Source organism: uncultured Pseudosulfitobacter sp. (assembly GCF_963976325.1).
Classification (GTDB): Bacteria; Pseudomonadota; Alphaproteobacteria; order Rhodobacterales; family Rhodobacteraceae; genus Pseudosulfitobacter.
This window is the reverse complement of the sequence record NZ_CAXBJW010000002.1, coordinates 728,548-754,316: the sequence shown is the minus strand read 5'-3', so window position 1 is coordinate 754,316 and position 25,769 is coordinate 728,548. Positions and strand designations below refer to the sequence as shown.

General features: G+C 63.3%; 28 protein-coding genes. 14 read left to right on the top strand and 14 right to left on the bottom strand.

Annotated elements, in window-relative coordinates:
- Nucleotides 1-59: 59 nt before the first annotated feature.
- The gene (locus AAC077_RS10865) at nucleotides 60-1,046 is read right to left on the bottom strand and encodes a porin (RefSeq protein WP_339769394.1); all 987 of its coding nucleotides are present in this window, start codon (nucleotides 1,044-1,046) and stop codon (nucleotides 60-62) included.
- A gap of 323 nt (nucleotides 1,047-1,369) precedes the next feature.
- Here AAC077_RS10865 and AAC077_RS10860 point away from each other — a divergent pair, with 323 nt between their 5' ends.
- The 4 genes from AAC077_RS10860 (at nucleotide 1,370) to AAC077_RS10845 (ending at nucleotide 5,986) form a co-directional block, all read left to right on the top strand.
- A complete protein-coding gene (locus tag AAC077_RS10860) occupies nucleotides 1,370-1,861 on the top strand; it encodes a DUF3576 domain-containing protein (protein ID WP_339769392.1) in 492 nt (163 codons plus the stop codon).
- 75 nt (nucleotides 1,862-1,936) lie between these two features.
- Nucleotides 1,937-4,534 carry a leucine--tRNA ligase gene (gene leuS, locus AAC077_RS10855; protein ID WP_339769390.1) on the top strand — a complete coding sequence of 866 codons (2,598 nt, stop codon included), beginning with the start codon at nucleotides 1,937-1,939 and terminating at the stop codon, nucleotides 4,532-4,534.
- Nucleotides 4,521-4,988, top strand: coding sequence for an LPS assembly lipoprotein LptE (lptE, locus tag AAC077_RS10850; RefSeq protein ID WP_339769388.1), 468 nt, complete (start codon nucleotides 4,521-4,523; stop codon nucleotides 4,986-4,988). The genes leuS and lptE overlap by 14 nt, the downstream gene beginning before the upstream one ends.
- Nucleotides 4,985-5,986 (top strand): DNA polymerase III subunit delta, encoded by a 1,002-nt coding sequence (locus AAC077_RS10845; protein ID WP_339769386.1) that lies wholly within the window; start codon nucleotides 4,985-4,987, stop codon nucleotides 5,984-5,986. Before lptE ends, AAC077_RS10845 begins: the two co-directional genes overlap by 4 nt.
- Here the strand turns inward: AAC077_RS10845 and AAC077_RS10840 are convergent.
- Entirely contained in the window at nucleotides 5,983-6,408 is a 426-nt protein-coding gene (locus tag AAC077_RS10840; protein WP_339769384.1) for a GFA family protein, read from the bottom strand. The two genes, AAC077_RS10845 and AAC077_RS10840, sit on opposite strands and share 4 nt — an antisense overlap.
- Before the next feature lie 152 nt (nucleotides 6,409-6,560).
- Here AAC077_RS10840 and AAC077_RS10835 point away from each other — a divergent pair, with 152 nt between their 5' ends.
- Nucleotides 6,561-7,127: a glutathione S-transferase family protein gene (locus tag AAC077_RS10835; protein WP_339769382.1), complete on the top strand. Its 567-nt coding sequence runs from the start codon at nucleotides 6,561-6,563 to the stop codon at nucleotides 7,125-7,127.
- Here AAC077_RS10835 and AAC077_RS10830 read toward each other — a convergent pair.
- A complete protein-coding gene (locus tag AAC077_RS10830; RefSeq protein ID WP_339769380.1) occupies nucleotides 7,124-8,317 on the bottom strand; it encodes a TIGR03862 family flavoprotein in 1,194 nt (397 codons plus the stop codon). The two genes, AAC077_RS10835 and AAC077_RS10830, sit on opposite strands and share 4 nt — an antisense overlap.
- Nucleotides 8,318-8,373: 56 nt before the next feature.
- Here AAC077_RS10830 and AAC077_RS10825 point away from each other — a divergent pair, with 56 nt between their 5' ends.
- On the top strand, nucleotides 8,374-8,679 hold the full coding sequence (locus AAC077_RS10825; protein WP_339769377.1) for an HNH endonuclease: 306 nt from the start codon (nucleotides 8,374-8,376) through the stop codon (nucleotides 8,677-8,679).
- A gap of 59 nt (nucleotides 8,680-8,738) precedes the next feature.
- On the opposite strand, the gene AAC077_RS10820 is transcribed toward AAC077_RS10825, so the two are convergent.
- Together AAC077_RS10820 and AAC077_RS10815 are read right to left on the bottom strand one after the other, a co-directional pair.
- Entirely contained in the window at nucleotides 8,739-9,353 is a 615-nt protein-coding gene (locus AAC077_RS10820) for an enoyl-CoA hydratase/isomerase family protein (RefSeq protein WP_339769375.1), read from the bottom strand.
- The gene (locus tag AAC077_RS10815; RefSeq protein WP_339769373.1) at nucleotides 9,350-10,099 is read right to left on the bottom strand and encodes an SDR family oxidoreductase; all 750 of its coding nucleotides are present in this window, start codon (nucleotides 10,097-10,099) and stop codon (nucleotides 9,350-9,352) included. Before AAC077_RS10815 ends, AAC077_RS10820 begins: the two co-directional genes overlap by 4 nt.
- Before the next feature lie 159 nt (nucleotides 10,100-10,258).
- Here AAC077_RS10815 and AAC077_RS10810 point away from each other — a divergent pair, with 159 nt between their 5' ends.
- Nucleotides 10,259-11,791 carry a DUF2125 domain-containing protein gene (locus AAC077_RS10810; protein WP_339769371.1) on the top strand — a complete coding sequence of 511 codons (1,533 nt, stop codon included), beginning with the start codon at nucleotides 10,259-10,261 and terminating at the stop codon, nucleotides 11,789-11,791.
- Nucleotides 11,792-11,877: 86 nt separating this feature from the next.
- Here the strand turns inward: AAC077_RS10810 and AAC077_RS10805 are convergent, their stop codons facing one another.
- From AAC077_RS10805 to AAC077_RS10795, 3 genes are read right to left on the bottom strand one after another with little or no spacing between them, the layout of a single operon-like run.
- The gene (locus tag AAC077_RS10805; RefSeq protein WP_339769369.1) at nucleotides 11,878-12,426 is read right to left on the bottom strand and encodes a helix-turn-helix transcriptional regulator; all 549 of its coding nucleotides are present in this window, start codon (nucleotides 12,424-12,426) and stop codon (nucleotides 11,878-11,880) included.
- Nucleotides 12,423-12,998, bottom strand: a complete 576-nt coding sequence (locus AAC077_RS10800; protein ID WP_339769367.1) for a cytochrome b/b6 domain-containing protein — start codon at nucleotides 12,996-12,998, stop codon at nucleotides 12,423-12,425. Before AAC077_RS10800 ends, AAC077_RS10805 begins: the two co-directional genes overlap by 4 nt.
- A gap of 2 nt (nucleotides 12,999-13,000) precedes the next feature.
- Nucleotides 13,001-13,255, bottom strand: a complete 255-nt coding sequence (locus tag AAC077_RS10795; protein ID WP_339769365.1) for a PepSY domain-containing protein — start codon at nucleotides 13,253-13,255, stop codon at nucleotides 13,001-13,003.
- Nucleotides 13,256-13,532: 277 nt separating this feature from the next.
- Here AAC077_RS10795 and AAC077_RS10790 point away from each other — a divergent pair, with 277 nt between their 5' ends.
- From AAC077_RS10790 to lpxK, 5 genes are all read left to right on the top strand, one after another.
- Complete coding sequence (locus tag AAC077_RS10790) at nucleotides 13,533-14,879, top strand: TldD/PmbA family protein (RefSeq protein WP_339769363.1); 1,347 nt, start codon at nucleotides 13,533-13,535, stop codon at nucleotides 14,877-14,879.
- On the top strand, nucleotides 14,866-15,654 hold the full coding sequence (locus tag AAC077_RS10785; protein ID WP_339769361.1) for a 3'(2'),5'-bisphosphate nucleotidase CysQ: 789 nt from the start codon (nucleotides 14,866-14,868) through the stop codon (nucleotides 15,652-15,654). The genes AAC077_RS10790 and AAC077_RS10785 overlap by 14 nt, the downstream gene beginning before the upstream one ends.
- A 67-nt stretch (nucleotides 15,655-15,721) precedes the next feature.
- Nucleotides 15,722-15,964 (top strand): DUF4170 domain-containing protein, encoded by a 243-nt coding sequence (locus AAC077_RS10780; protein ID WP_028955381.1) that lies wholly within the window; start codon nucleotides 15,722-15,724, stop codon nucleotides 15,962-15,964.
- 9 nt (nucleotides 15,965-15,973) lie between these two features.
- Nucleotides 15,974-17,191, top strand: a complete 1,218-nt coding sequence (locus tag AAC077_RS10775) for a glycosyltransferase N-terminal domain-containing protein (RefSeq protein WP_339769355.1) — start codon at nucleotides 15,974-15,976, stop codon at nucleotides 17,189-17,191.
- Nucleotides 17,191-18,174, top strand: a complete 984-nt coding sequence (gene lpxK / locus AAC077_RS10770; protein WP_339769353.1) for a tetraacyldisaccharide 4'-kinase — start codon at nucleotides 17,191-17,193, stop codon at nucleotides 18,172-18,174. The genes AAC077_RS10775 and lpxK overlap by 1 nt, the downstream gene beginning before the upstream one ends.
- Before the next feature lie 173 nt (nucleotides 18,175-18,347).
- Here lpxK and AAC077_RS10765 read toward each other — a convergent pair whose 3' ends face one another.
- The 3 genes from AAC077_RS10765 to AAC077_RS10755 are packed head-to-tail and all read right to left on the bottom strand — an operon-like array spanning nucleotide 18,348 to nucleotide 20,668.
- Entirely contained in the window at nucleotides 18,348-19,469 is a 1,122-nt protein-coding gene (locus AAC077_RS10765; RefSeq protein WP_339769351.1) for a CaiB/BaiF CoA-transferase family protein, read from the bottom strand.
- Nucleotides 19,469-20,149, bottom strand: a complete 681-nt coding sequence (locus AAC077_RS10760; RefSeq protein ID WP_339769349.1) for a DsbA family protein — start codon at nucleotides 20,147-20,149, stop codon at nucleotides 19,469-19,471. Before AAC077_RS10760 ends, AAC077_RS10765 begins: the two co-directional genes overlap by 1 nt.
- Before the next feature lie 12 nt (nucleotides 20,150-20,161).
- Complete coding sequence (locus tag AAC077_RS10755) at nucleotides 20,162-20,668, bottom strand: DciA family protein (protein WP_339769347.1); 507 nt, start codon at nucleotides 20,666-20,668, stop codon at nucleotides 20,162-20,164.
- Between the two features lie 85 nt (nucleotides 20,669-20,753).
- Here AAC077_RS10755 and mutY point away from each other — a divergent pair, with 85 nt between their 5' ends.
- The gene (gene mutY, locus AAC077_RS10750; RefSeq protein WP_339769345.1) at nucleotides 20,754-21,797 is read left to right on the top strand and encodes an A/G-specific adenine glycosylase; all 1,044 of its coding nucleotides are present in this window, start codon (nucleotides 20,754-20,756) and stop codon (nucleotides 21,795-21,797) included.
- 68 nt (nucleotides 21,798-21,865) lie between these two features.
- The gene (locus AAC077_RS10745) at nucleotides 21,866-23,014 is read left to right on the top strand and encodes an alkane 1-monooxygenase (RefSeq protein WP_339769343.1); all 1,149 of its coding nucleotides are present in this window, start codon (nucleotides 21,866-21,868) and stop codon (nucleotides 23,012-23,014) included.
- A gap of 135 nt (nucleotides 23,015-23,149) precedes the next feature.
- Here the strand turns inward: AAC077_RS10745 and AAC077_RS10740 are convergent, their stop codons facing one another.
- The 3 genes from AAC077_RS10740 to AAC077_RS10730 all read right to left on the bottom strand — a co-directional run bounded on the left by AAC077_RS10740 (nucleotide 23,150) and on the right by AAC077_RS10730 (nucleotide 25,661).
- The gene (locus AAC077_RS10740) at nucleotides 23,150-24,250 is read right to left on the bottom strand and encodes a site-specific DNA-methyltransferase (protein ID WP_339769341.1); all 1,101 of its coding nucleotides are present in this window, start codon (nucleotides 24,248-24,250) and stop codon (nucleotides 23,150-23,152) included.
- Nucleotides 24,251-24,350: 100 nt separating this feature from the next.
- Entirely contained in the window at nucleotides 24,351-24,953 is a 603-nt protein-coding gene (locus AAC077_RS10735) for a ribonuclease HII (protein WP_339769339.1), read from the bottom strand.
- Between the two features lie 186 nt (nucleotides 24,954-25,139).
- Complete coding sequence (locus tag AAC077_RS10730; RefSeq protein ID WP_339769337.1) at nucleotides 25,140-25,661, bottom strand: hypothetical protein; 522 nt, start codon at nucleotides 25,659-25,661, stop codon at nucleotides 25,140-25,142.
- Between the last annotated feature and the right edge of the window lie 108 nt (nucleotides 25,662-25,769).

The window sequence follows — 25,769 nt, the reverse complement described above, 5'->3', positions numbered from 1 at the left end:
GCAGAAATGAAAAGGGGCAGGCCCAAGGCCCGCCCCAAATCGATCAAGTGTTGTTCAACTTAGAAGTTGAAGCGAACACCCAGGTCAGCAACGGTGTGACCGGCAAACAGCTTTGCAACACCGCCACGGATGGACGTACCGCCACCCAGGTCGTGGTTGAAGTCGACACCGTAGGAGTTGTTGTTCGTCGGCGTACCGAAGATGGTGTCGGCATCCGAAACGTAGAACTCGACGTTCGTCGCGGCACCGACATCGACACGGCCGGCCAGCGTAATCTGGTCGCCGTCCACACCATTGTCGGCCCAGGCGAGGGACACATCGACAGGACCGAAGGAACCGCCGACAGAGGCCGCCAATTCTGTATCGGTCGGGCTGTTGGAGTCCTGACCGCCGAGCGCGAAGGTCCAGCCGTTCCAGGTATAGGCGATGTTCGCTGCCAGACGCTCACGGGCACCGTCAGATGCGGAGACGTGCAAAGACAGGTCGCCGGTGGAGTACAGGACTTCGACCGCGTTGTTTGTCGCTGCCGCACCGGCACCGTCGCTGTCATAAAAGTCACCCTTGAACTGATAGGGGGTGTACTCGTACTGCAGACCGGTAAGACCCATGTCGACCGGGTACATGCCGGGCATGAACTCGAGCGCGCCGAAGATATTGCCGACACCGACTTCCAGACCGCCGGAACGGACGAAGAATCGGGGGGCGTTGATGCCGGTGCTGTTGTACGAACCATCAGCAGGGTTGATCGGGCCAGCACCCGGTGCGGCAAAAATCTCGTCGTTGTCCTGCTCGATACGAACACGGGCACCGAAGACGATACCGCCATCGGATTCTGCGGTCGCGTCGATCTGCAGGCGGAAACGGCTTGTCACGTCGACAGAGCTGTCGCCGGTACCGTCATCGCCAAAAGTGGACGCGATACCGTCAGGGCCGGCTGCACTTGAATAGATGATACCAAAGCGACCGTAGCCGCCGAAAGTAACGTCTGCTGCTGCAACGCCGGCGGTCGCGACCAGGGCTGTTGTAGCGAAGAGAACTTTTTTCATGAGTTGTCCCTCGAGTTGTAAATTTCACATGCCCACGTCGGGGAATCCGATGAGGGTATGAAGGGTGTTTCCCTCTTTTGCCCCCGTCTTGGCAAGCAATGTGCAGCGCAGGGACACAATGTGTTCGGCTAATGATGCAGCTTTGCCACACCCAGTTTTCGGGTGATGCCGTCAAACGTTGGGCCACAGCGCGAACAACCGCATTTCTATTATAGTGTATACATGCCCGAATTCGCTTCAATCAGGGCGCTTTCCGACATAGACCTTGCCCCGACACGGTCGCTTGGGTAGACCAAGTGCCAAACAGGCATAGGTGTGCGGGTATGCGGCTCAAATCCTTTTTCAAACTTGCGGTGGCCATCGGGGCTGTGGGCGCGCTGACGGCGTGTGGTTCGATTGGTCGTTTCGGCAAACCCGCGACCGAACGTCCGGAACATTATTCGAATCCGAACAACCCCAGCAACATCGACACCGAAAACACGATCTGGAATGCGTTCAATCGCAAATCCAACGAAACCGAGGTGCTGGTGAACCGCTATATCTGGCAGGCCTCGCTGGAAGTGCTGGATTTCCTGCCGGTTCAGACGGTTGACCCGTTCACCGGCGTCATCGTCACCGGCTATGGCACCCCACCCGGTGGTGGCCGCGCCTATCGCGCGACCGTTTTGATCAAAGACCCTGCGCTGGACGCCCGTTCGCTGAACGTGGCCCTGCAAACGCGCGGCGGCCCGGCCAGCGCCGCCACCACGCGGGCCATCGAGGATGCGATCCTGACGCGGGCCCGCCAGCTGCGGATCTCCGACAACAGGCTTTAAGCGCCGGACAAATCACTTTAACAGTTGCGCCGGGCCATTCGCCCGGCGTTTTCGTGTCAGACAGGACAGCAGCACATGCCCAGTTATACCCCCTCCGATCTTGAAGCCCGCTGGCAGGATGCCTGGGACAAGGCCGGAATATTCCAGGCCAAGCGCGACGAAAGCCGCCCCAAGTATTATGTGCTGGAAATGTTCCCCTATCCGTCGGGCCGCATCCACATGGGCCATGTGCGCAATTACACGCTGGGCGACGTGGTGGCGCGCTACAAGATGGCCACAGGGCACAATGTACTGCACCCGATGGGCTGGGACGCCTTCGGGATGCCTGCGGAAAACGCCGCGATGGCGATCGGCGGCCACCCGCGCGACTGGACCTATAACAACATCAAGGACATGCGCGGCCAGATGAAGCCGCTGGGCCTGTCTATCGACTGGTCCCGCGAATTCGCCACCTGCGATCCCGAATATTATGGCCAGCAGCAGGCGCTGTTCCTCGACTTCCTCGATGCCGGACTGGTCCATCGCAAGAACGCCCAAGTGAACTGGGACCCTGTCGACATGACCGTTCTAGCCAATGAACAGGTGATCGACGGCAAGGGCTGGCGTTCGGGCGCCGAGGTCGAGCGGCGCGAACTGACGCAGTGGTTCTTCAAGATTTCCGATATGGCCGGAGAGCTGAAGGACGCGCTGGACGGTCTGGACAACTGGCCCGCCAAGGTGCGGCTGATGCAGGAAAACTGGATCGGCGAATCGCGCGGGCTGCAATTTGCCTTTTCTCTGATCGGCCAGCCGGACGATGGCGCGCCCGCGCCCGACGGCTTTGACCGCGTCGAAGTCTACACCACCCGCCCCGACACGCTGGCCGGTGCGTCCTTTGTCGGCATCTCGCCCGATCACCCGCTGGCCAAGACGCTGGAACGTGACAACGCCGACGTGGCTGCGTTCAACGCCGAATGCCGCAAGGGCGGCACCACCGCCGCCGAGATCGAGACCGCCGAAAAGATGGGTTTCGACACCGGCCTGCGCGTGCGGCACCCGTTTGACACATCGTGGGAACTGCCCGTCTACATCGCCAACTTTATCCTGATGGATTACGGCACCGGCGCGATCTTTGGCTGCCCTGCGCATGATGAACGCGATCTGGAGTTTGCCCGCAAATACGGCTTGCCGGTAACGTCCACCTTTGCCCCCACCAACACCGATGGATTCACCGCCCCCGAAGACGGCGGCGACGCCTTTGTCCCCGGCAAGGACGTGACCGTGCACTTTGTGCGCCCCTTGGGCGGCGATCCGCGCGATATGACCGGCGATGCCGCCATCATCGAGGCTATCGAGACCTGCGAAGCCAACGGCGTTGGTCACGGCGTGACCAAATACCGCCTGCGCGACTGGGGCCTGTCGCGGCAACGCTATTGGGGCTGCCCGATTCCGGTGGTGCATTGCGAAACCTGCGGCGTGGTGCCTGAAAAGAAAGAGAACCTGCCGGTCGAGCTGCCTTATGACGTCAGCTTTGACACCCCCGGCAACCCGCTGGACCGTCACCCCACATGGCGTGACTGCGCCTGCCCGAAATGTGGCGCACCGGCGCAACGCGAAACCGACACGATGGACACATTCGTTGATTCGTCGTGGTATTTCGCCCGCTTCACCGCCCCGCGCGCCGATACGCCCACGGTGGCCGAGGATGCGGCGTACTGGATGAACGTCGATCAGTACATCGGCGGGGTCGAGCACGCGATTCTGCACCTGCTGTATTCGCGTTTCTTTGCCCGTGCGATGCAGATCACCGGACACTTGCCGGCCAGCGCCATCGAACCTTTCGATGCGCTGTTCACCCAAGGGATGGTGACCCACGCAATTTACCAGACCACAGGCGACAACGGCCGCCCCGTCTATCACTACCCCGAAGCGATCGAGCTGAAGGGCGACAAGGCGTTCCTGAAAGACGGCGGCGCCGAGGTGGAAATCATCCCCTCTGCCAAGATGTCCAAGTCGAAGAACAACGTGGTCGACCCGCTGAACATCATTTCATCCTTCGGCGCCGACACCGCGCGCTGGTTCGTGCTGTCCGACAGCCCGCCCGAACGAGACGTGGAATGGACCGCCTCGGGGGCCGAAGCCGCGTACAAGCACCTCAGCCGGGTCTGGAACATCTCGCACCGCATTACCGACATGGACAAAGATGCGGCTGGCGAAGGCGACGACGACCTGCTGCGCGCCATGCACAAATGCATTCACGATGTGACCGTGGCGATTGAATCCTTTGGCTTCAACGCTGCCATCGCCAAACTGTACGCCTTTACCGCCACCTTGCAGAAATCCAAGGCAGGCCACGCGGCGCAACGCACTGCCGTGATGACGCTGGCGCAACTGATGGCCCCCATGACCCCGCACCTGGCCGAGGCGATCTGGTCGCATCAGGGCGGCGCGGGCCTGATCACGCTGGCCGACTGGCCGCAGGCCGACGAGGCGATGATGGTCGACGACACGGTGACCCTGCCGATCCAGATCAACGGCAAACGGCGCGGCGAAATCACCGTGCCTGCGGATATGTCGAAGGAAGATGTTGAAAAGCTGGCGCTGGCCAGCCAACCTGTTCAAAAGGCCCTGGACGGGGGCCAGCCGAAAAAGGTGATCGTGGTGCCGGGACGGATCGTCAATGTCGTTGTATAAAACGCTGCTTGCGCTGCCCCTGCTGGCCGCCTGCGGGTTTACGCCCGTTTACGGCCCACAAGGGGCCGGTACGGCCTTGCAGGGCCGGGTGCTGGTCGAGGCGCCCGATACCCGCGACGATCAGCTTATGCTGCAACAGATCGAACGCCGACTGGACCGCGCAGCCGATCCTGCGTTCAAGTTGGGGATCGACCTGATCGTCACGCAAGAAGGGCTGGCGATTGATTCCGATGGCGACATCGACCGCTATAACCTGCTGGGCACGGCGACCTATATCCTGACCAATGCGGCCAACGGCGCGGTTGTCGGCACCGGCACAGTCACCAATTTCACCGGCTATTCCGCCACCGGCACCACCGTCGCCACGCTGGCCGCAGAAAGCGATGCCCGCAAACGGCTGATGACGACGCTGGGGGACATGGTTGTCGACCGGCTGCTTGCCACCAAGCTATGAAACTGGCCGGCGCACAGGCAAACGGCTATTTCGCCAAACCCGATCCGAACAGCACGGGCATCCTGATCTACGGGGCCGACGCCATGCGCGTGTCGCTGAAACGCCAGCAACTGCTTAAGGCGCTGATCGGTGACAAGGGCGAAGAGGAAATGCGCCTGACCCGCATCCCCGCTGCCGACCTGCGCAAAGACCCCGCGATGCTGCTGGACGCGATCAAGGCCATCGGGTTCTTCCCCGGCCCCCGCGCCGCCTTTGTCGAGGATGCCAACGAGAACACCGCCGAGACGATCATCGCGGCACTGAAGGACTGGCAGGCAGGCGATGCGCAGATCGTCGTGACGGCGGGTGCGCTGAAACCCACATCAAAGCTGCGCAAGGCGTTCGAGGGGCACAAATCGGCACTGGCGGTCGGCATTTACGACAACCCGCCCACCCGCGACGAAATCGAGGCCGCTTTGCGCGAGGCCGGTGTCACAGCCCCCGACCGTGCAGTGATGGACATGCTGAACGACTTGGCCCGCGATCTGGACCCGGGCGATTTCCGGCAAACGCTGGAAAAGATCAGCCTGTACAAACACGGCGACAGCACCCCGCTGACCGCCGAAGACATCGTCGCCAACGCCCCCACCTCGACCGAGGCAGACGTGGACGACGTGCTGCTGGTGGTGGGCGATGGCCGTGCCGCCGACATCGGGCCGGTGATGCGCAAGTTGCAGGCGCAGGGCGTGACCGCCGTGACCCTGTGCATCGGCGCGATGCGCCACTTTCGCAACCTGCACCGCGCCGCCGTGGACACGTCAGGCCGCCCGCAAATCTGGGGGCCGAACCGGGACAAGATGCTGGCGCAGGCGCGCAACTGGGGACCGGCCAAGCTGGAAACCGCGCTGACGGTACTGACCGACACCGACCTTGCCCTGCGCTCGGCTGGTCAGCACGCGCCTGCAATGGCGCTGGTCGAGCGCGCCTTTATCCGGTTGGCGATGCTGGCCGCGCGCTAGTCCGGGCCAAACATCGCCATCACCTCGGCCTCGGTCATTGTTTTCCTATCGCCGGCAAAGGCATAGCCCAGTGGCTTGCGGTCAATGAAAATCTCTTCGGTCAACGTGATGCCGCCTGCGTCGTCCAGCGTGCCCAAGCCGACGTGATAGGTGCCCTGATTTGGACCGGGGGCGGTGACACGGTAATAGATGTTGCACCCGCAGATGCTGCAAAATGCCCGCTCGGCCCAGGGCGATGACGTGTAGATGGTCAGCTTGTCCTGTCCTTCTATCGTCAGGTCGTCGGGTGCCACCTCGACCCCCAGATAGACGCCGCCCGACCACTTGCGGCACATGCCGCAGTGACAGGCGCCGGTGTGACGGACATCTGCCGCGATGCTGTAGCGGACCGAACCGCAATTGCAGGACCCTGTTCGTGCCATCTGTGCTCTCCTTGCTGTGACGGGTGCAGCCTAGGCGGGCGTGGTGACAGGTAGTGTCAGTACATATCAAAGCCCCGACAATCTCGGCGCAGCCGCTTGCATCTTGCACCACTGCCACGCCATCCTTGGCCCAACACAACAGGAGACACATCATGTACACTGTCATCGGCGCCACCAAGACCCGCACACTGCGCGTGATGTGGCTGCTTGAGGAATTGGGCGCGGACTACGATCAGGAACCCGCAGGCCCGCAGTCCGAAATCGCGCTGAAACACAACGTGCTGGGCAAGATCCCGGCGCTGATCGACGATGGCCACAGCCTGACAGACAGCGTGGCGATCATGACCTATCTTGCGGACAAGCACGGCAGGTTCACCGCCCCCGCAGGCACGCCGCAACGCGCGCATCAGGATGCGATGACGCTGTGGCTTATCGACGAAGTTGACGCGACCCTTTGGACCAACGCCCGCCACAAGGACGCCGTGCCGGGGCTTGAGGCGCGGATGCACGACCATTTCGCACAGTCCATGCAGATCCTGTCGAACCGGTTGCAGTCATCGTTTCTGATGGGCGACGAGATGACCGTGCCCGACATTCTGGCCGCCCATTGCATGGGTTGGGCCGCAAGCGCGGGCTTTCCGCCGCTGGACGACAAGTTGAAGGATTATCTGAAGCGGATGCGCGCACGACCCGCGTTTCGCGCAGCGCTGAACCACTAGGCCGATTGCAGATGGGCCACGGCCCCCTGTGCTGCCCAGCGCCCCGTGGCCATGCAGGCGGTGATCAGATAGCCGCCTGTCGGCGCTTCCCAATCCAGCATTTCGCCCGCGGCAAAGGTGCCCGGGCGCGTCTTGAGCATCAGGTGCGCGTCCAGCCCGTCAAAGCGCAGCCCGCCACTTGTCGAAATCGCCTCGTCCAGCGGACGCAGGCCGGTGTGGGCCACCGGCAGCGCCTTGAGCACGCCCGCCAGCGCCTTGGGGTCCTGCGGCAAGGGCCGCGCCCATTCCTGCGCCAGCGCCAGCTTCAGCGGCTCCAGCTTCAGCGTCTTGCGGATGTGGTTGGCGTGGCTTTCCTTGCCGCGCCTTTTCGACAGCCGTTCGGCAACCTGTTGCACGGTTTGGTCGGGCATCAGGTCCACGTTCACCGCCGCCCCCTCGCGCACGGCGCGGGCGATGGAATAGATACCGCCACCCTCCAGCCCCTTGGCCGACAGGATCGCCTCGCCGCGCGACGTGTGGTCGCCCGCGTGCCATGCGACCGCTTTGACCGGCTGGCCAAAGTGCGGGGCCATATGCGCCGACCATGGGACGTGCAGCCCGACATTCGCCGCGCCAAAGGGGGCGACAGGATTGCCCTGTGCGTGCAGAGTATCCGCCCATGCCCCGTCCGACCCCAGCCGCGCCCAACTGGCACCGCCCAGCGCCAGAACGGTCACATCCGCCACGACACTACCCTGATCAAAGGTCAGCGCATCGCCGTCCCAACCGGTCCAGCGCCAGCGCGTTTGCACCTGCACGCCCAAATCGTTCAACCGCACCAGCCACGCGCGCAACAGCGGCGACGCCTTCATCGCGCGGGGAAACACACGCCCGGACGAGCCGGTAAACACCTCTTGCCCCAGCCCGCGCGCCCAGTCCTGCACGGCGGCGGCGTCAAAGCCCGCAAGGATGGGGCGCAGCGTCTCTGCGGCCTCGGCATACTGCGGCACGATCGCATCCAAGGGCGCGTCCATGGTCAGGTTCAGCCCCGACTTGCCCGCCATCAGAAACTTGCGCCCCACCGAAGGCTTGGCATCATAGATCGTGACCTGAACGCCCGCCTGCGCCAACACTTCGGCAGCCATCAGCCCGGCAGGGCCTGCGCCGATCACGGCAGCGGTTTTAGTGGACAGATCGTGTTGCAAGGTCATTTCCTTTCGCGAACACCCCGTCTTGCCCGCCCATCCCCCAAGGATCAAGCCCGACGATGCCTGATGACAGCCAAACGCCCACCTGCCCGCTGTGCCTGCGACCGATTCCCGCCGATGTGCCGCAAAGCCTGCACCACCTGATCCCGAAGCTGAAAGGCGGCAAGGGCGGGCCGGTGGTTCTGCTGCACCACATCTGCCACCGCGAAGTGCACCGCACCTTCACCGAGGCCGAGCTGGCCCGGCAATACAACACACCCCAGGCGATCCGCAGCGATCCAAGGATGGCGCGGTTTCTGGACTGGGTGGCCAAGCGCCCGCCCGGCTTTGCCTCGAAGGTGCCGGGAAAGCGGCGGGGGCGTTAGGGGGCGCTGCCCCCGGTGCTGGCGCGCCTCCCCCGGAGTTTCGTTGGCAAGATGAAGGGTTAGTCGGGGCTGCACATCACCTTGATCTGACGGGCGATGGCGGGGTTGGCGGCCAGTGTGTCGGCAGCAATGTCGTGCGCGGTTTGCACCAGCGCGTCGGCATCGACGATGCGGTCGATCAGCCCGTAAGCCAGCGCAGTGTCGGCGTCGATCTTCTGGCCGCCCATCAGGATCAGCTTGGTCCGCGCCGGGCCAATCAGCGCGGCCATGCGAGCCGGATCAGAGGGTTGCGGCAAGAACCCCAGCTTCATCACCGGATAGAAGAACTTTGCCCCCGCCACGGCAATCCGCAGATCACAAGCCAGCGCCATGCCCGTGGCCCCGCCCGCCAGCGTGCCGTTCAGCGCCGCGATGGTCAGCCCCGGCAGTGCCGCGATGGCCGACGACAGACGTTCCCAATCGGGCGAAGTGGCCATGCCGGCCCGCGCCGCATCCAGATCGGCACCGGCGCTGAACACCTTGCCCCGCCCTGTCAGGATCAGGGCGCGGGCCTCTGTGGCGCTTTCGGCGATGTCAGCCAGTTCGGCCAGCATCTCGGGCGTCAGCGAATTGGCCTTGTCCGGGCGGTTGATCGTAACCGTCCAGACCCCGCCATCCTGGGCCAGTTCGATCATGACAGACCGACCTTGGCGCGGATGTCCTCATCGCGCAGCGAGATTTCCTGACCGCAATAGCCATCCGCATCCTTGGAACACATCCACAGCAGCGCCTTGGCGGGCCAGTCGGCGGGGATGTGGTCGGACCAGTCCAGCTTGCTGATCGGATTCACGCCGCTTTGCTTGATCTCGCGCTGCATCTGGGTGGCGACGGTGCCCGGCGACAGACCCATGGCGCGAATGCCGTCGGCGGCGTTTTCCTTGTCCAGACAGGCGGTCAGCATGTGAACCGCCGCCTTGGATGCGCAATAGTGGCTCCAGGCCTCGACCGGACCATGCGCGGCGCCCGAACTGATGGTCAGAACCGATCCGCCGCCGCCCTTGATCATCGCCGGCACCGCCGCGCGCATTCCGTTGAACACCCCGCCCAGATTGATGTCGATCACCTTGGACCATTCGGCGGGGTCGGCGTCGATCAGGTGGGCGATGGGTTCGATCACGCCCGCGTTGTTGATCAGCACGTTCAGCCCGCCAAAGGTTTTGACCGTGGCGTTCACCGCCGCTTCGACCTCCCAATAGCGGCTGACATCGCAGGGAATCGCAATCGCCGCCTTGCCGATCTCGCCTGCCAGCTCGGCAATGTCGTTCTCGCTGCGCGCCAGCAGCGCCACCTTGGCCCCTGCGGCGGCGAAAATCCGCGCGGTTTCGGCCCCGATGCCACGGCTCGCGCCGGTGATCATCACCACTTGTCCTGTCATGTCCATTTGCCGGGTCCTTTATTTGTTTGCGCCCAAGGGGTAGTGCGCAACAGGGGCGACGTCCAGTGGGGAGAATCCCGACCTTCCTCCCCCTTGACGCGCTTCCGGCGCTGCAACACGATAGTGCAACTTTGCGTTCAACCGCTTCTTTAAAGGATTCAATCCATGACCCGTTTCGCCCGATACTCCAGCAGCACCGCCCTTGCCATTTGCCTGGGCAGCACCGCCGCATATGCCGATGTGACCGCCGCCGACGTCTGGAACAACTGGCGCGATTACATGAACGATATGGGCTACGAGGTGACCGGCACCGAAGCCCAGTCTGGCGACACCCTGACAGTGTCCGATGTACGCATGGAAATCGACATGTCCACCGACGAGGACACGGTCAAGGCCGCGATGACCATGGACAGCGTGACCTTTACCGAAGTGGGTGACGGCAGCGTGTCTATTCAGATCCCCGCGACCAGCGCGATCACAGTCGACGGCACACCCGAGGATGGCAAGCCGTTCGACCTGACCATCGACTATGTCCAAGACGGCTTTGGCATGGTGGTCACCGGCGATCCCGATGATCTGACCTATACCTATTCCGCCGACAGCGTCGGGATGAAACTGGCAAAGCTGACCGTCGATGGCAAACCCGTCGGCCCGGAAGTCGCCCGCGTTGACGTGTCGCTGGCCGATATGAGCGGCGTGTCGCGGATCCTTCAGGGTGACCTGCGCAATGTCAGCCAGACGATGACAACCGGCCCCGTGACCTATGACATGGCCTTTGCCAGCCCCGACGACGACGGCTCGGCCACGATCAACGGCGGTGTGGACAGCATGTCGTTCACCGGTGGCGGCGACATCCCGACCGTCGACGACCCCTCTGACGTGAATGCGATGATCGACGCCGGGTTCGGCTTCGAGGGCGAGTTCACCTATGGCAACGGCAAGACAGACATCAGCTTTGACGGCCCCGACGGCGGCGGCACGCTGAACAGCTCCTCGACCGGCGGTGCCCTGACAGTGGCAATGTCCGAAGACGGGATGTCCTATTCCGGTTCGCAATCCGGTCTGGCGATCAAGGCGTTGATGTCGCAAATGCCGATCCCGATTGATCTGAACATGGAAAACATGGTGTTCGGCCTGATGATCCCCGTGCAGAAATCGGACGAGGAACAGGACTTTGGCCTGAAACTGGCGCTGGAAGGGTTCACCATGTCCGACGTGCTGTGGGGCATGTTCGACCCGCAGGCACAGTTGCCGCGCGATCCGGCCACCGTTGCTGTCGATCTTGAGGGCAAGGCGACGCTGTTGGTCAACTTCATGGACCCGCAAGAAGCCGCCGCGATGGAGACCTCTGGCGAAGCGCCGGGCGAGCTGAACGCGCTGGATATCAACGACATCACCGTCGAGGCGGCAGGTGCGGCGCTGAACGGGTCGGGTGCCTTTACCTTTGACAACACCGATACGACCACCTTTGACGGGATGCCAAAGCCGACCGGCAGCGTCGATCTGACACTGGTGGGCGGCAACGGCCTGATCGACAAGCTGGTGGCGATGGGCCTGCTGCCCGAAGAACAGGCAATGGGCGCGCGGATGATGATGGGTCTGTTTGCCGTGCCGGGTGACGGACCGGATTCGCTGAAATCCAAGCTTGAGATCAACGAAGAAGGTCACGTTCTGGCGAACGGCCAGCGGCTGAAGTAATCGACCGGTTCATTCGAACCCGATCAATCGAAACAAGGGGGCGGTGCGCAGGTGCCGCCCCCTTTTGCTGTCTCAGGGTTGCTGTCTCAGGGTTGCTGTGTCGGCGCGTCCTGCGGCCCCGTTCCGCCAAAATCACCGGCCATCAGCTCGTCCAGAAACAGGCTGACAAACTGGCTGCGTCCGTGCGCGCCCGACTTGGCATAAACACTGGTGACCTGCGCGCGCACAGTGCCTGCCGCCGTCTGCCGCACCCGCGCGATCTCGTCGTTGTCCAGTCCCTTGCAGATCATCACGGCAATGTCGCGCTCGGCGGCTGTCAGGTTCCAGTCGTCGAACAAACCGTCCATGACCTCGGCCAACTGCCCCTGTGCCACCCTCAGACCTGCGTCCATATCGCTCATACGGTTCAGCAGGCGGCGCAATTCGATCATCAGGAAAATCACCCCACCCGACAGGGCAATCGCGGCAACACTTTCCGCCGCCAGCAAAGCGTCGTTCAGATGCGCGCCCTCGCGCATGTCGGTCAGCACGTCACCGATGAAAAACGCCGCGCACAGCGCCTGAAGGATGATGATCCCCGCAAGCACCGTGGCGCGTCGTTCCTTTGCCTTTGCGGGCCGCGCAGGTCGCTTCATTCCACAGAGGTTCCCTTGGGAATACGTTTGCGTCCCAATAGCATGGCGCGCAGCAGATTGACACCGGATCGCCATGTGTCGAACGCCACACCGGCCACGTGCAACGCCACCGACAGCATCAACCAGTTGAACGCCAGTTCATGCGCCTCTTTCACCCAATCAATGCCGAAGAACCGCAGCGTCGTCATCATATAGCCGGTCACGCCCATGGCGATGACCGTCAGCCACAGGTTGTACACCATCAGCGCCCCCAGCGGATTGTGCGACAGATGCACGGTACGATCCCCCGCCCGCACTGCCTTGAGATAGCGCAGCGCCCGCATCGGATTGGGCGGAAAGGCCGCGAACCGTGCGTGTCGTGGGCCGATCAACGCCCAGACGACGCGAATGCCCACCAGCCCCAGTGCCACATAGCCCACCCATTGATGGACCATGCCCTCGTCATCGGTAAAGGCGCCGTTCAACAGGATCGTCAGCGCCAGCGACCAGTGGATCAGCCGCACCAGCGGGTCCCACACGGCCACGTCACGGGCGCCTTCGCGCCCGTTTTGCAGGTGTGTCACAGTCGGCATGATCAGTTTTTCACATCAAGCTTGGTGATCGCGCCGGTTTCAGGGTTCACATAGACTTCGCCCATCTTGCCGTCTTTGACAAAGTAAACCTCGATGTTGCCGTCTTCCATCTCGGCCTTGCGGACCTCATAGCCCATGTCGGTCAGCGTGGCTTTCACCTCGTCCATCGTCTTGCCCAGCATCGTGTCGGCGGTCAGGTCGGCGGCAAAGGCAGGGGCGGCAAAGGCCATAAGGGTGATCAAAGCAATTATACGCATGGTATCCTCGTTTTCGGTTTGATGTTGGATAGGAACGGCAACGGGTGTTGTCGTCTGGCCCTGATCTGCGGGCATCAGCGCCTCCGCACCATTGACCCGCCGCTTATTCCGCCCGTTTAAGCGCCTGCTTACAGCGGAAACCCGCCCGCCCTGCGGCCCTGCCCAATGCGCAGACATAGGGCGCATTTGCCGCGTCTTTTTCCGAACGAACAGGGCCGCCCCCTTGTGCGCAGAGGGCGCGGGGGCTACCTCATGGCCAATTCAATCGGAGATTTTGATGACCCGTTCCCTTGATGCGTTGACCGACCAATTGCTGAAAGCCGCCGCCGATGCAGGCGCAGACGCCGCCGATGCGATGGCGGTTCAGGGCACATCGGTGTCGGTCGATGTGCGCGCGGGCGCGCTGGAACATGCGGAACGGTCCGAGGGCGTGGACATCGGTCTGCGGGTCTTTGTCGGCAGCCGTGTGGCGAATGTGTCGGCCTCGGACATCTCGGAGCGGACGATTTCCGAAATGGCGGTGCGCGCGGTGGCAATGGCCCGCGAAGCGCCCGAAGATGCCTATGCCGGTCTCGCCGATCCCGAACAATTGGTACAAGACTGGGACGTTTCTGTACTGGAACTGGCCGATCCGTCGCCTGAACCCGACGCCGCCACATTGCAAGACCACGCCCGCCGCGCCGAAGCGGCCGCCCTGGAACAGGACGGTATCAGCCAGGTGTCGCAAACCTCGGCGGCCTACGGCGCGCGGCAGGTGCACATCGCGGCCAGCAACGGCTTTGCCGGGGGTTATGCGCGCACCGACCGTGGCATCAGCTGTGTCGCCATCGCAGGCACAGGTGCTGGAATGGAGCGCGACTATTCCGGCGACGGGCGCATCTTTCAGGCCGACCTGCGCAGCCCCGAAGACATCGGCCGCGAAGCCGCCGAACGCGCCATCGCCCGCCTGAACCCGCGCAAACCGCGCACCGGCACCTATCCGGTGCTGTTTGACGAACGCGTGTCCTCGACCCTGATCGGGCATTTGCTGTCTGCCGTGAACGGCGCTGCCATCGGGCGCGGGTCGTCGTGGTTGCTGGGTGCCCTGGGTGAGAAAATACTGCCCGACGCGCTGTCATTGATCGAAGACCCCCACCGCCCCCGCTGCGCGGCCTCGCGTCCCTTTGACGCCGAAGGGCTGCCAACCACCCGCCGCGCCATCGTGGACGGCGGCGTGCTGACCGGCTGGACGCTGGATCTGGCAACGGGCCGCAAGCTGGGAATGCCCTCCACCGGCAACGCCGCGCGCGGCACATCGTCGGGCCCGTCGCCCAGTATCTGGAACGTGGAGCTGACCCAGGGCACCGCCAGCCGCGACGATCTGATCCGTGACATGGGCACCGGCCTGCTGGTCACGTCGATGATCGGGTCGACCATCAACCCCAACACCGGCGACTATTCCCGCGGGGCCGCGGGCCTGTGGGTTGAAAACGGCGAGATCACCCATGCCGTCAACGAATGCACCATCGCGGGCAACCTGCGCGACATGCTGCGCGCCATCGTGCCCGCCAATGATGCGCGCACCCACCTCAGCCGCGTCGTGCCGTCGCTTCTGGTTCCGGGAATGACCCTTGCCGGCAACTGATCTTCCCCTGCTGATCGACGCCGCGCGTGCGGCGGGCCGGATCGCCACCAGCTTTACCGGCCCCGACGCGCAACGCTGGGACAAGCCCGGCGGCGCAGGTCCGGTGACCGAGGCTGATCTGGCCGTCAACGACATGCTGACCGACATGCTGCGCACCGCACGTCCCGGCTATGGCTGGCTGTCCGAGGAAACCGAAGACACCGCCACGCGGCTGGGACGGGACACGGTGTTTATCATCGACCCCATCGACGGCACCCGCAGCTTTGTCGAAGGCAGCAAGACCTGGGCGCACAGCATCGCCGTGGCCGAGGGCGGGCAGATCACCGCCGCCGCCGTCTACCTGCCGATGCTGGACAAGCTTTATACGGCGGGTCTGGGGCAGGGGGCTGCGCTGAACGGCGCGCCGTTGGCCGTCTCGGACACCGAGCGGATGCAGGACTGTTCCGTTCTGGTGACCAAGCCCGCGCTGCAACCCCACCACTGGCGCGACGGCACGCCCCCGGCGCTGAAACGCGGGCACCGCCCGTCGCTGGCCTACCGGCTGGCGCTTGTGGGCGAGGGACGCTTTGACGGTATGCTGACCCTGCGCGACAGTTGGGAGTGGGACATCGCCGCCGGTGCGCTGATCGTCAGCGAGGCAGGTGGCACCATCACCGACCGCACGGGCCTGCCGTTGCGGTTCAACAATCCGCATCCCACGCTGAACGGCGTGATCGCCGCCACCCCCGTGGTCCACGCGGGCCTTCACGCGGCCTTGCAACCACCATCACCTTGACCCCGACACGCGGCTTTGCGCACACTGCGCAGGGCCAGACATTCCGCCCGATCAAAGGATTCATCCCATGACCCAACGCCTGCACCTCGTTTTCGGAGGCGAGCTTGTGACACCTTCCGAAAACGTGTTCAAAAACGTCGACGACCTGCACATCGTGGGCATTTTCCCCAATTATGCCAGCGCCTATGACGCCTGGAAGAACGAGGCCCAGCGCACCGTCGACAACGCGCATATGCGCTATTACATCGCCCACCTGCACCGACTGCGTGACGAAGAAAACGCAGCCACGCCCACCGAAGAACTGGGCTAATCCGCGCCCATGGCCCGCTCGCTGGGATTTGCAGCCTACAGGGCGCTGACCCGTCGCGGGCCGGTGCCAAAGCTGCCCGACTATGCGCCGCGCCCCAAGGGCGAGCTGGTGTGGCTGCATGCCGCCGAGCCGGGCAAAACCGCGCACGTCCGCGATCTGGCGCGGCGGCTGATCGCGGCGCGCTTTGATCTGAAAGTTCTGGTGACCGGCCCCACCGCACCCGAGGGTTGCGACGACCCGCGCCTGCTGACCGCAGCTTTGCCGCCCGAACACCCCACAGCAACCGCTGCGTTCGTGGACCACTGGAAGCCGGACGCGATGATCTGGGTCTGGGGCGCGTTGCAACCCAATCTTGTCGAAGCGGTTGCTGCCTCGGGCTGTGCGATGTTTCTGGTCGATGCGGGGGCCGACGGGTTCGACACGCGCCGCGACCGCTGGCTGACCGAGGTGCCGCGCCAGTTGCTGGCGCATTTCGACAATGTGCTGGCCCGCAGCGATGCCGCCGAAGCGCGGATGAAACAGTTGGGTGTGCCCGCGGCCAAGATCGACCGCACCGCACCGCTGGTGCCGGGGGGGCAGGCGTTGCCTGCGTCGCCGCAGGATGTGGATGACCTGTCGCAAGCGCTGTCCGGCCGCCCCGTCTGGTTTGCCGCCGGCGTGACCGCCGCCGAAGTCTCTGCCGTGCTGACCGCCCACCGCCGCGCCCAGCGTCTGTCGCACCGATTGCTGCTGGTCCTGAACCCGCTGGATGCCGCTGCCGACACGGTGGCGACCAACCTGTGCGCAATGGACGCGCTGCGCATGGTGCGCTGGTCCGATGGCACCTATCCCGATGACAATACGTCGGTGGTGGTGGCAGACCTGCCGGGCGAGACCGGCCTGTGGTTCCGCGTCGCCCCTGTGTCGTTCCTTGGCGGATCGCTGGAAACGGGACAAGGCGGCCAAGACCCCTTTGCCGCCGCGGCGTTGGGGTCGGCGGTGCTGTATGGCCCAAGCGTCGGCAAGCATCTGGACGCCTATCGCCGGCTGGCCAACGCGGGTGCCGCCCGTATCGTCAACGACGCCGAAAGCCTGGGCGCTGCCGTAACCTGGCTGATCGCGCCGGATCAGGCGGCCAAGATGGCGATGGCGGGCTGGGATGTGGTGACCGAAGGGGCCGACACGATGGAGCGGATCATCAATCTGGTTCAGGATGGTCTTGACGCCCGAGAGGATGGACTAAGCTGATGCGCGCGCCCGAATTCTGGAACACGGCCCCCGACCGCCCCGCATGGCAAGCCCGCCTGCTGTCGCCGCTGGGGCATCTGTATGCACGCGCCACCGCCATCCGTCTGGCCAAGGGCGCGCCGCTGCGGTTGGACATTCCGGTGGTGTGCGTCGGCAACATCAACGCAGGCGGCACCGGCAAGACGCCCACGGTGATCGCCGTGGCCGAGAAACTGCGCGACCTTTACCACACGCCCCATATCGTCACGCGCGGCTACGGCGGATCGCTGACCGGCCCCGTGCGCGTGGACCCCGCCCGCCACACCGCCAAACAGGTCGGCGACGAGCCGCTGCTGCTGGCGGCCTTTGCCGAGGTGTGGGTCGCCCGCGACCGCGCCGCCGGGGGCCGCGCCGCGCAAGAGGCGGGGGCGACGGTGGTGATCATGGACGACGGGCTGCAAAATCCCGATCTGGCCAAGGACCTCAGCATCGTGGTGGTCGATGCGGCCACCGGTTTTGGCAATGGCCGTTGCCTGCCTGCGGGGCCACTGCGCGAACCCGTGGCCGCCGGTCTGGCCCGCGCCGACATCCTGCTGAGCATCGGCAACGCCCATGATCAGGCGACCTTTCAACCGGACACCGCCCTGCCCCACATGCGCGCCGAGCTGAAACCGCTGCAAACCGGAATGGACTGGACCGACACGCCGGTCTTTGCCTTTGCGGGCATCGGCCGCCCGCAAAAGTTCTTTGACACCCTGCGCGATCTGGGGGCCACCATCGTGCACGCCGAACCCTTGGGCGATCATCAAACCCTGTCGCCCGCGCTTCTGTCACGGCTGGACGCAGACGCCCGCGCCCGTGGTGCGCAATTGGTCACGACGGAAAAGGACGCCGCGCGCCTGCCTGCCGCCTATCGGTCGCGGGTCATTACCCTGCCGGTGCGTCTGCATTTCGACGACGCCGCGGCCCTCGACGAACGCCTGAAGGCCCTGCCACGGCCCTGAGCCGATAGCACTTTCGAAAAAACCTGAATCACTTAACGCTGCCTGAAATCATAGATTTCAACGCGCTGAGTGATAGCCTGTCTGTCATGTTTTCCGGGAAGTGCTTTATTCTCTGGTTCGGAAAATCCCGGGGGATGGCGCGACTGCGCTGGGGGGCAGAGCCCCCGACACGCTCAGACCAAATCGTTGTCCTCGCCCAGCTTGGGCGCCGGACGGTGCAACGACAATTCCGCATCCGAAAACACGATGGGCGTGCGCACACCGGGCACGCCGTCCAGATTGATCTGCATTCCGCGCGCGACGATCTGCGGGTCTGCCATCACGTCGGCCATATCGTTGATCGGCCCGGCTGGCACGCCTTCGGCCTCGCAGGCCGCCAGCAGATCATCCCGCGCGCGCAACACGGTCGCGGCGGTCAGCTTGCGGGTCATCTCGTCGCGATTCGCGATCCGGTCCGAATTTTTCAAAAATTCGGGCGCGGTGGCCATGTCGTTCAGCCCCAGCAAGCGGCACAGGCGCTGGTATTGGCCGTCGTTGCCGGTGGCGATGATGATATGCCCGTCGGCGCAATCGAACACCTGATAGGGGGTCAGGTTCACGTGCGCATTGCCCATGCGCGCCGGTGGGGTGCCGCTGGTCAGATAGTTCATCGCCTGATTGGCGGTGATTGCCACGGCCACGTCCAACAGCGCCATGTCGATCTGCTGGCCCTTGCCGGTCTGGCTGCGCTGGTGGACGGCGGCCAGAATGGCGGTGGTCGCATAGACGCCGGTGAAAATATCGGTGATCGCCACGCCGGATTTCTGCGGCTGGCCGTCGGGTTCGCCGGTGATCGACATCAGGCCTGACATGCCCTGAATGATGAAATCATAGCCGGCGCGGTGCGCATAGGGCCCCGTCTGCCCAAAGCCGGTGACCGAGCAATAGATCAGCTTGGGGAATTCATCCTTGAGCGATGCGTAGTCCAGACCGTATTTGGCCAGACCGCCGACCTTGAAGTTCTCGATCATGATGTCGGCATCGGCCAGCAGCGCCTTAAGCCGGTTCTGGCCTTCTTCGGTGCGCAAATCGACGATGATCGACGCCTTGCCCCGGTTGGTCGAATGGAAATACGAGGCGGACACGTCGTCGTCGCGGGTGACAAAGGGCGGGCCCCATTGCCGCGTGTCGTCGCCAGCTGCGGCTTCGACCTTGATCACGTCTGCGCCCAGATCCGACAGCGTCTGACCGGCCCAGGGGCCGGCCAGGACACGTGCCAGTTCAACAACTTTCAGACCAGCAAGCGGTGCCGCCATCAGTTGGCACCTGCTGCGTCAAGGGTCTCTTTCATGTCGGCATAGGACATGTTGCTGTAGGTCTTGCCGTTGATCACAAAGCTGGGTGTGCCTGTGATGTCGTGCTCGGCGCTGTTCACCTTGAACCATTCGACCATTTTCTTGGCCTGTTCATCATCCTGCATGCAGGCGTCAATGGTGTCTGCGTCCATGCCGGCCAGGCGGCCAATCTTTTTCAGCTCGGCCGAGATGGCCACCGGATCGCGGCCACCGGCGTTCGCCCACGTGGACTGGCTGGCATACAGCAGATCGGTGATGCCAAAGAACTTTTCAGGACCGGCACAGCGCGCCAGCAAGGACGCCCACACGCCGGGGCCATCAAAATAGACTTCGCGGTAGATAAAGTTGATCTTGCCGGTGTCGATATAGTCCTTTTTCAACTGCTTATACACGCCTGTGTTAAAGTTGGCGCAATGCGGGCAGGTGTAGCTGGCATATTCGATCATGGTGACAGGCGCGTCGGGGTTGCCCTGTTGCATGTCCTGCACGTCGGAAATGTCGATGGTGCTTTCGCCCTCGGCAGGCTGCGTGGTGACGGTTGCGGCCAGCGGCGTGGTCGAAGGTGTGGTGCGGCCCACGACGAACCATGCGGCGACGGCGACGACCGCCACGGCGGCCACAATTGCGATCAGTCTTTTCATGAAACTTACCTCTTAGCGTTTTGCTTTTGTCAGTACATTGGTGCCCAGACGTTCCAACGCGGCCCGCAGGCCCTCGTCGGCCACGGGGGCGGTTGTCTCTACGGCCCTGGCTTTCAGGCTTGGGTCGATCTCTTTGGGCGCGTCCGTTTTGCGATGGCCGAAGGCCACCTGCCCTTCGGCAAAGCCTGTGGGCGCGGTCTGGGTCACGCGGATGCGGGCAATGGCATTGTAGCCATAGACGCTGTTCACCTTGGTGCGCAGTTGTTCCTTTTGCATTTCCAGCATCGGGGCCTGCGCGCCGGTGGTCAGCAGGGTCAGGGTTGCCCCCATGCCACCCCGGGCATAGCTGACCTCGACGGGATGGGCGATGGCGGCGATGTCGTCGCCCACCACCTCGGCCCAGTGGGTCAACAGTTTCGACTGGGCGAATCCACGGCTTTCGCTGGCGGTGCGAATGCGCCCCGTCAGCAAGGCAGAGGTTCGTTTGAACCCTTTTGTGGTGGCAGGACGCCGCGCCATGACTATGTTCCCCCAGAGGTTGGCGCGGATCATAAAGATTTGCGCGCCCGCTGCCAGACATAGCCGCCAGAGAAGGGCATAAATCTTGCGTGAACGCGCCTCAGAGCTTTTGAAATGGTATGACTTACATGCCCGCGTGATGCCATGGCGCACGCCGCCCGCCGACAAACGTGCGGGCACACGCCCCGATCCCTATGCGGTCTGGCTGTCCGAGGTGATGTTGCAACAGACCACCGTTGCCGCGGTAAAGGATTATTTCACCCGTTTCACAACACGTTGGCCCACCGTCGCCGATCTGGCCGCCGCCGAAGATGGCGATGTGATGGCCGAATGGGCAGGGCTGGGCTATTACGCCCGCGCCCGCAACCTGCTGAAATGTGCCCGCGCTGTGGTGGCAGACCATGGTGGCCGGTTTCCCGCCGATCATGCGGCGCTGTTGGCCCTGCCGGGGATTGGTCCCTATACTGCTGCCGCCATATCCTCGATCGCTTTCGATCTGCCCCATGCGGTGCTGGACGGCAACGTCGAACGCGTCATGGCGCGAATCTACGACGAACACACGGCCCTGCCTGCGGCCAAACCGATCCTGATGGCCCACGCCGAGGCGCTGACGCCTGCCGAACGCCCCGGTGACTATGCCCAGGCGGTGATGGATCTGGGCGCCACCATCTGCACCCCAAAGAACCCCGCCTGCGGCATCTGCCCGTTGCGTGATCCATGCCTTGCCCGTCAACGGGGCACGGCGGCGGACCTGCCCAAAAAGACCCCGAAAAAGGCCAAGCCGATACGCCACGGCACCGTCTATGTCGCGCGCCGCCCCGATGGCGCCTATCTGCTGGAACGCCGCCCCGACCGGGGCCTGTTGGGCGGAATGCTGGGCTGGCCCGGATCGGACTGGGTGGATGTCAGCATGGACCGCCCCGCAGGCACGCCGCCGGTCAATGCCGACTGGGCCGTTCTGCAAGGCGAAGTGCGCCACACCTTTACGCATTTTCACCTGATCCTGACGGTGATGCTGACCGAAACCGACGCCGAACCCGATACGGGCCGGTTCTTGACCCAAGCCGAATTCGGTCCCTCGGACCTGCCCACGGTGATGCGCAAAGCCTTTGACCTGACGCGTCACTAAGCGCCCTTTGGTTCATGCGCCCCTTGCGCTATATTCGTGCCAATCAACCGTCTAGCCGAGTGTGCACCATGACATCATCGTCCTATATCCCCGCCGCCGACATGGCCAAGCTGACCCGCGCCGCGCCCTATGCGTTGTCGGTGCTGCTGATCCCGCTGGCATGGGCCTGTGCCGTAACCGGCGGCTGGACCGTGATCCTGCTGCCGGTGTTCACGTGGTATCTGTTCGTAGCGCTGGATTTTGCCGTGGGGCTGGACCCTGACAATGCGGACCCCGACACCGACGACGACGATCTGTTCTGGTATCGGGCCATCACGCTGATCTGGGCGCCACTGCAATTCATCAACCTGTTTGCGCTGATCTGGTATGTGGCCCCGGCCGACCATCTGGGCACGCTGGAAAAGCTGGTGCTGTTCTTTGGCGTCGGCGCGATCAACGGCACCGTGGGCATCAACTATGCCCACGAGCTGATGCACCAAAAGCCCAAGCTGGAACGCTGGTGCGCCGATGCGCTGCTGGCGATGGTGCTGTATTCGCATTTCCGGTCCGAGCACATGCTGGTGCACCACCGCTATGTCGGCACCCCGCGCGACACGGTCACCGCGCGCATGGGCGAGACCTTTTACCGGTTCTACCCCCGCGTGCTGAAAGAATCGCTGATCAGCGCTTGGAATGCGGAAAAGGACATGCTGGCCCGCAAGGATCTGCCGTGGAGCGATGTATCGAACCCGTTTTTCAAATACTGGTATCTGCAAGGCACCTTTCTGGTGCTGGCCTTTGCCCTTGGCGGCTGGGCCGGGCTGGGTCTGTTCCTGTTGCAGGCGGGGGTGGCGATCTGGCAGCTTGAGCTGGTCAATTACATCGAACACTACGGGCTGACGCGCAAACATCTGGGGGATGGCAAATACGAACACGTCCACCCGCGCCATTCGTGGAACGCCACCCACCGCGCGTCGAACTGGCTGCTGATCAATCTGCAACGGCATTCCGACCACCATTACAAACCCGACCGCCGCTTTCCCGTGCTGCAAAACCACACCGAGGCGGACGCGCCGCAACTGCCCTATGGCTATCCGGTGATGACGATGGCGGCGATGCTGCCCCGCGTGTGGAAACGTATCATGCACCCCCGCGTGCGGGCATGGCGCGATATGTATTACCCCGAGATCACCGACTGGACCGCCTATAACAAGGCGACCAACCCGCGCCCGCGCTAAGGCCCCGAAACGAAAAAGGCCCCGCCATAAAGGCGGGGCATAGGTAGGCGCCCCCATGTGATCGCGACAATGGGTGAAAGTCGCAGGGGCACCAGCGGTGTTGGTAAAACTGTGGTGAAATGATCCCGTGTGGGATCAGTCGTGCATTTCCGACCGGATCTGCTGGCGCAGCACGTCGATGGGCACGGTCTTGCCCTCGCGCTTGAAGCACCAGTAGGTCCAGCCGTTGCAGCTGGGCGCGCCTTCAAGATGGGCGCCGACCTGATGAATCGACCCTTTGACATCGTCACCGATCAGCGTGCCGTCGGCACGGACCTTGGCCTTGTGACGGTTGTTCATCGAATACAACTGCTCGCCCGGGCGCAGCATGCCGCGTTCGACCAACTGGCCAAACGGCACACGCGGCTCGGCGCGTTTCGAGGTGCTGACCGCCAGCGCCTCGCGGTCGAACTTGCGCACCGAAGCGATGCGTTTCGCGGCGACCTTGCGGTAGGCCTCTTCGCGCTCGATTCCGATAAATTCGCGGCCCAGCATCTTGGCCACCGCGCCGGTGGTGCCGGTGCCAAAGAACGGGTCCAGAACCACGTCACCGGGATTGGTCGACCCGACCAGCAGACGGTGCAGCAGGCTTTCGGGTTTTTGCGTCGGATGCGCCTTGTCGCCGTCGTCGTTTTTCAGACGCTCGTGGCCGGTGCAGATCGGCAAAACCCAATCGCTGCGCATCTGGATGCCTTCGTTCAGCGCCTTCAGCGCCTCGTAGTTAAATGTGTATTTGCTGGCTTCGTCCTTGCCGGCCCAGATCATCGTTTCGTGGGCGTTGGTGAACCGCTTGCCGCGAAAGTTCGGCATCGGGTTCGACTTGCGCCAGACCACGTCGTTCAAAATCCAGAAGCCCGCATCCTGCAAGGCGGTGCCGACGCGGAAAATGTTGTGATAGCTGCCAATGACCCAGATCGCGCCGTTGGGTTTCAGCAAACGGCGCGCGGCTTTCAGCCAGGCGCGGGTGAACTTGTCATAAACCTTGAAACTGTCGAACTGGTCCCAGGCATCATCGACCGCATCCACTTTGGAATTGTCGGGCCGGTGCAGGTCGCCGCGCAACTGTAGGTTATAGGGTGGATCAGCAAAGATCAGGTCCACCGACTCTGCCGGAAGACTGTTCATCACATCAATGCAATCACCCGCAATGATTTCATTCAAGGGCAGCGCCGTGGCGCTCTTGGTCTTTGTCATCATATCTGCCTCTATCCGCGGCCCATTTTGGGCTCGTTGGTTGTGGACAAAGATGAGTCAAAGCTGATTCGTGGTCAATTTCTTTATTGAATCAATTGCTTAACTATTTCTCTTGATACAAGATATTGTGTACAGGTTTGAACGAACGTCTATGGTGTGGGGTGACACCAATATTCTGCAACGCCTCTTTGTGGCTTTTCGACGGATAACCCATGTTCGTCTCCCAGCCATAGCCCGGATGCTGTTGCGCCAAATCCACCATCAGCGCATCGCGCCTAATTTTTGCCACAATTGAGGCCGCCGCAATCGACAGCGACCGCGCGTCGCCCTTGATCACAGTGGTCGCCGCCAGGTTGAGTCCGCGCGGGATCATATTGCCGTCGATCAGCACATGATCGGGCTGCACCGACAGCCCCGCAATGGCGCGCACCATGGCAATATGCGAAGCACGCAGGATGTTGTGTTCGTCAATCTCGGCAACCGAAGCACTGCCCACCGACACATCGGCCCGCGCCATCAGTTCGGCATACAGGGCCGCGCGCCGCTTGGCGCTCAGCGCCTTTGAATCGTTCAGCCCGTCGGGAATGTCATCGGGGTTCAGCACCACGGCGGCAGCCAACACCGGCCCCGCCAACGGCCCGCGCCCCACTTCGTCCACGCCGGCCACGCGGCCCCCGATCTCAAGCTCGAATGAAAAATCCGGCATGGTCCACGCCCCTTTGTTTCTTTTGGCCTTAAATATCCTCGCCGAAGGCGAAAAGCACACATTTCAAAGCCGCGCACAAACCGCAAGGACGATGCCGCAGATGCAAAAAGGGGGAAGGTGCCCGAACACCCTCCCCCAAGTTAGACCGGAAACAGGGACCTATCCCCGGTCATGACGCCGCCTTTGTTAACGGCGGGCCAATTGGTAGCCACGATGACGCAGACATTGCGCGTCATAGCCCTGACCAAATCCGTACTGATCGCGGAAGCGCAGCGCGCAGGTCTGGGGCAGGCTGTTGGAATAGCGGTAGTTTTTCGACAGGCATTTGTCGCCGAACCCGTTGATCTTGCCCTGACGGGTCTGAAAGGTCCGCAGGCAGGCCTGGGGCAACAGCTTGCGGTTGTCTGCGCGCGGTGGCAGCGGGCGCGGGCGCGGCTGCACCGGGTGATAGCCTGGGCGGTCATGGGGACGGTAACCGGGGCGATCATAGGGGCGGTGGTTGTCATACCGCGTCACGTTATCATCCTTGCGGGAATCGTGGATGACCGCGCCCACAATCGCGAGGCCCAGAATGGCGGCCAGCGCGCGGGCCGTGTCATCCTGATCGGCGGCCGCAGGCACTGCGGACAGTCCGGTGATGGCGATGGACAGGCCCGCAACAAGGGCGATGAACTTGCGGTGCAGGGACCGAGGTGTGAAAACCGACATGACGTATTCCTTTCAGACAGGATTTTGTTTTTGGGTGGCCCGGCCTGCATGGCTGAACCTTGGACCAACGATGGGCGCTCTGCCCCCCGTCACACAATAACAGCCCGC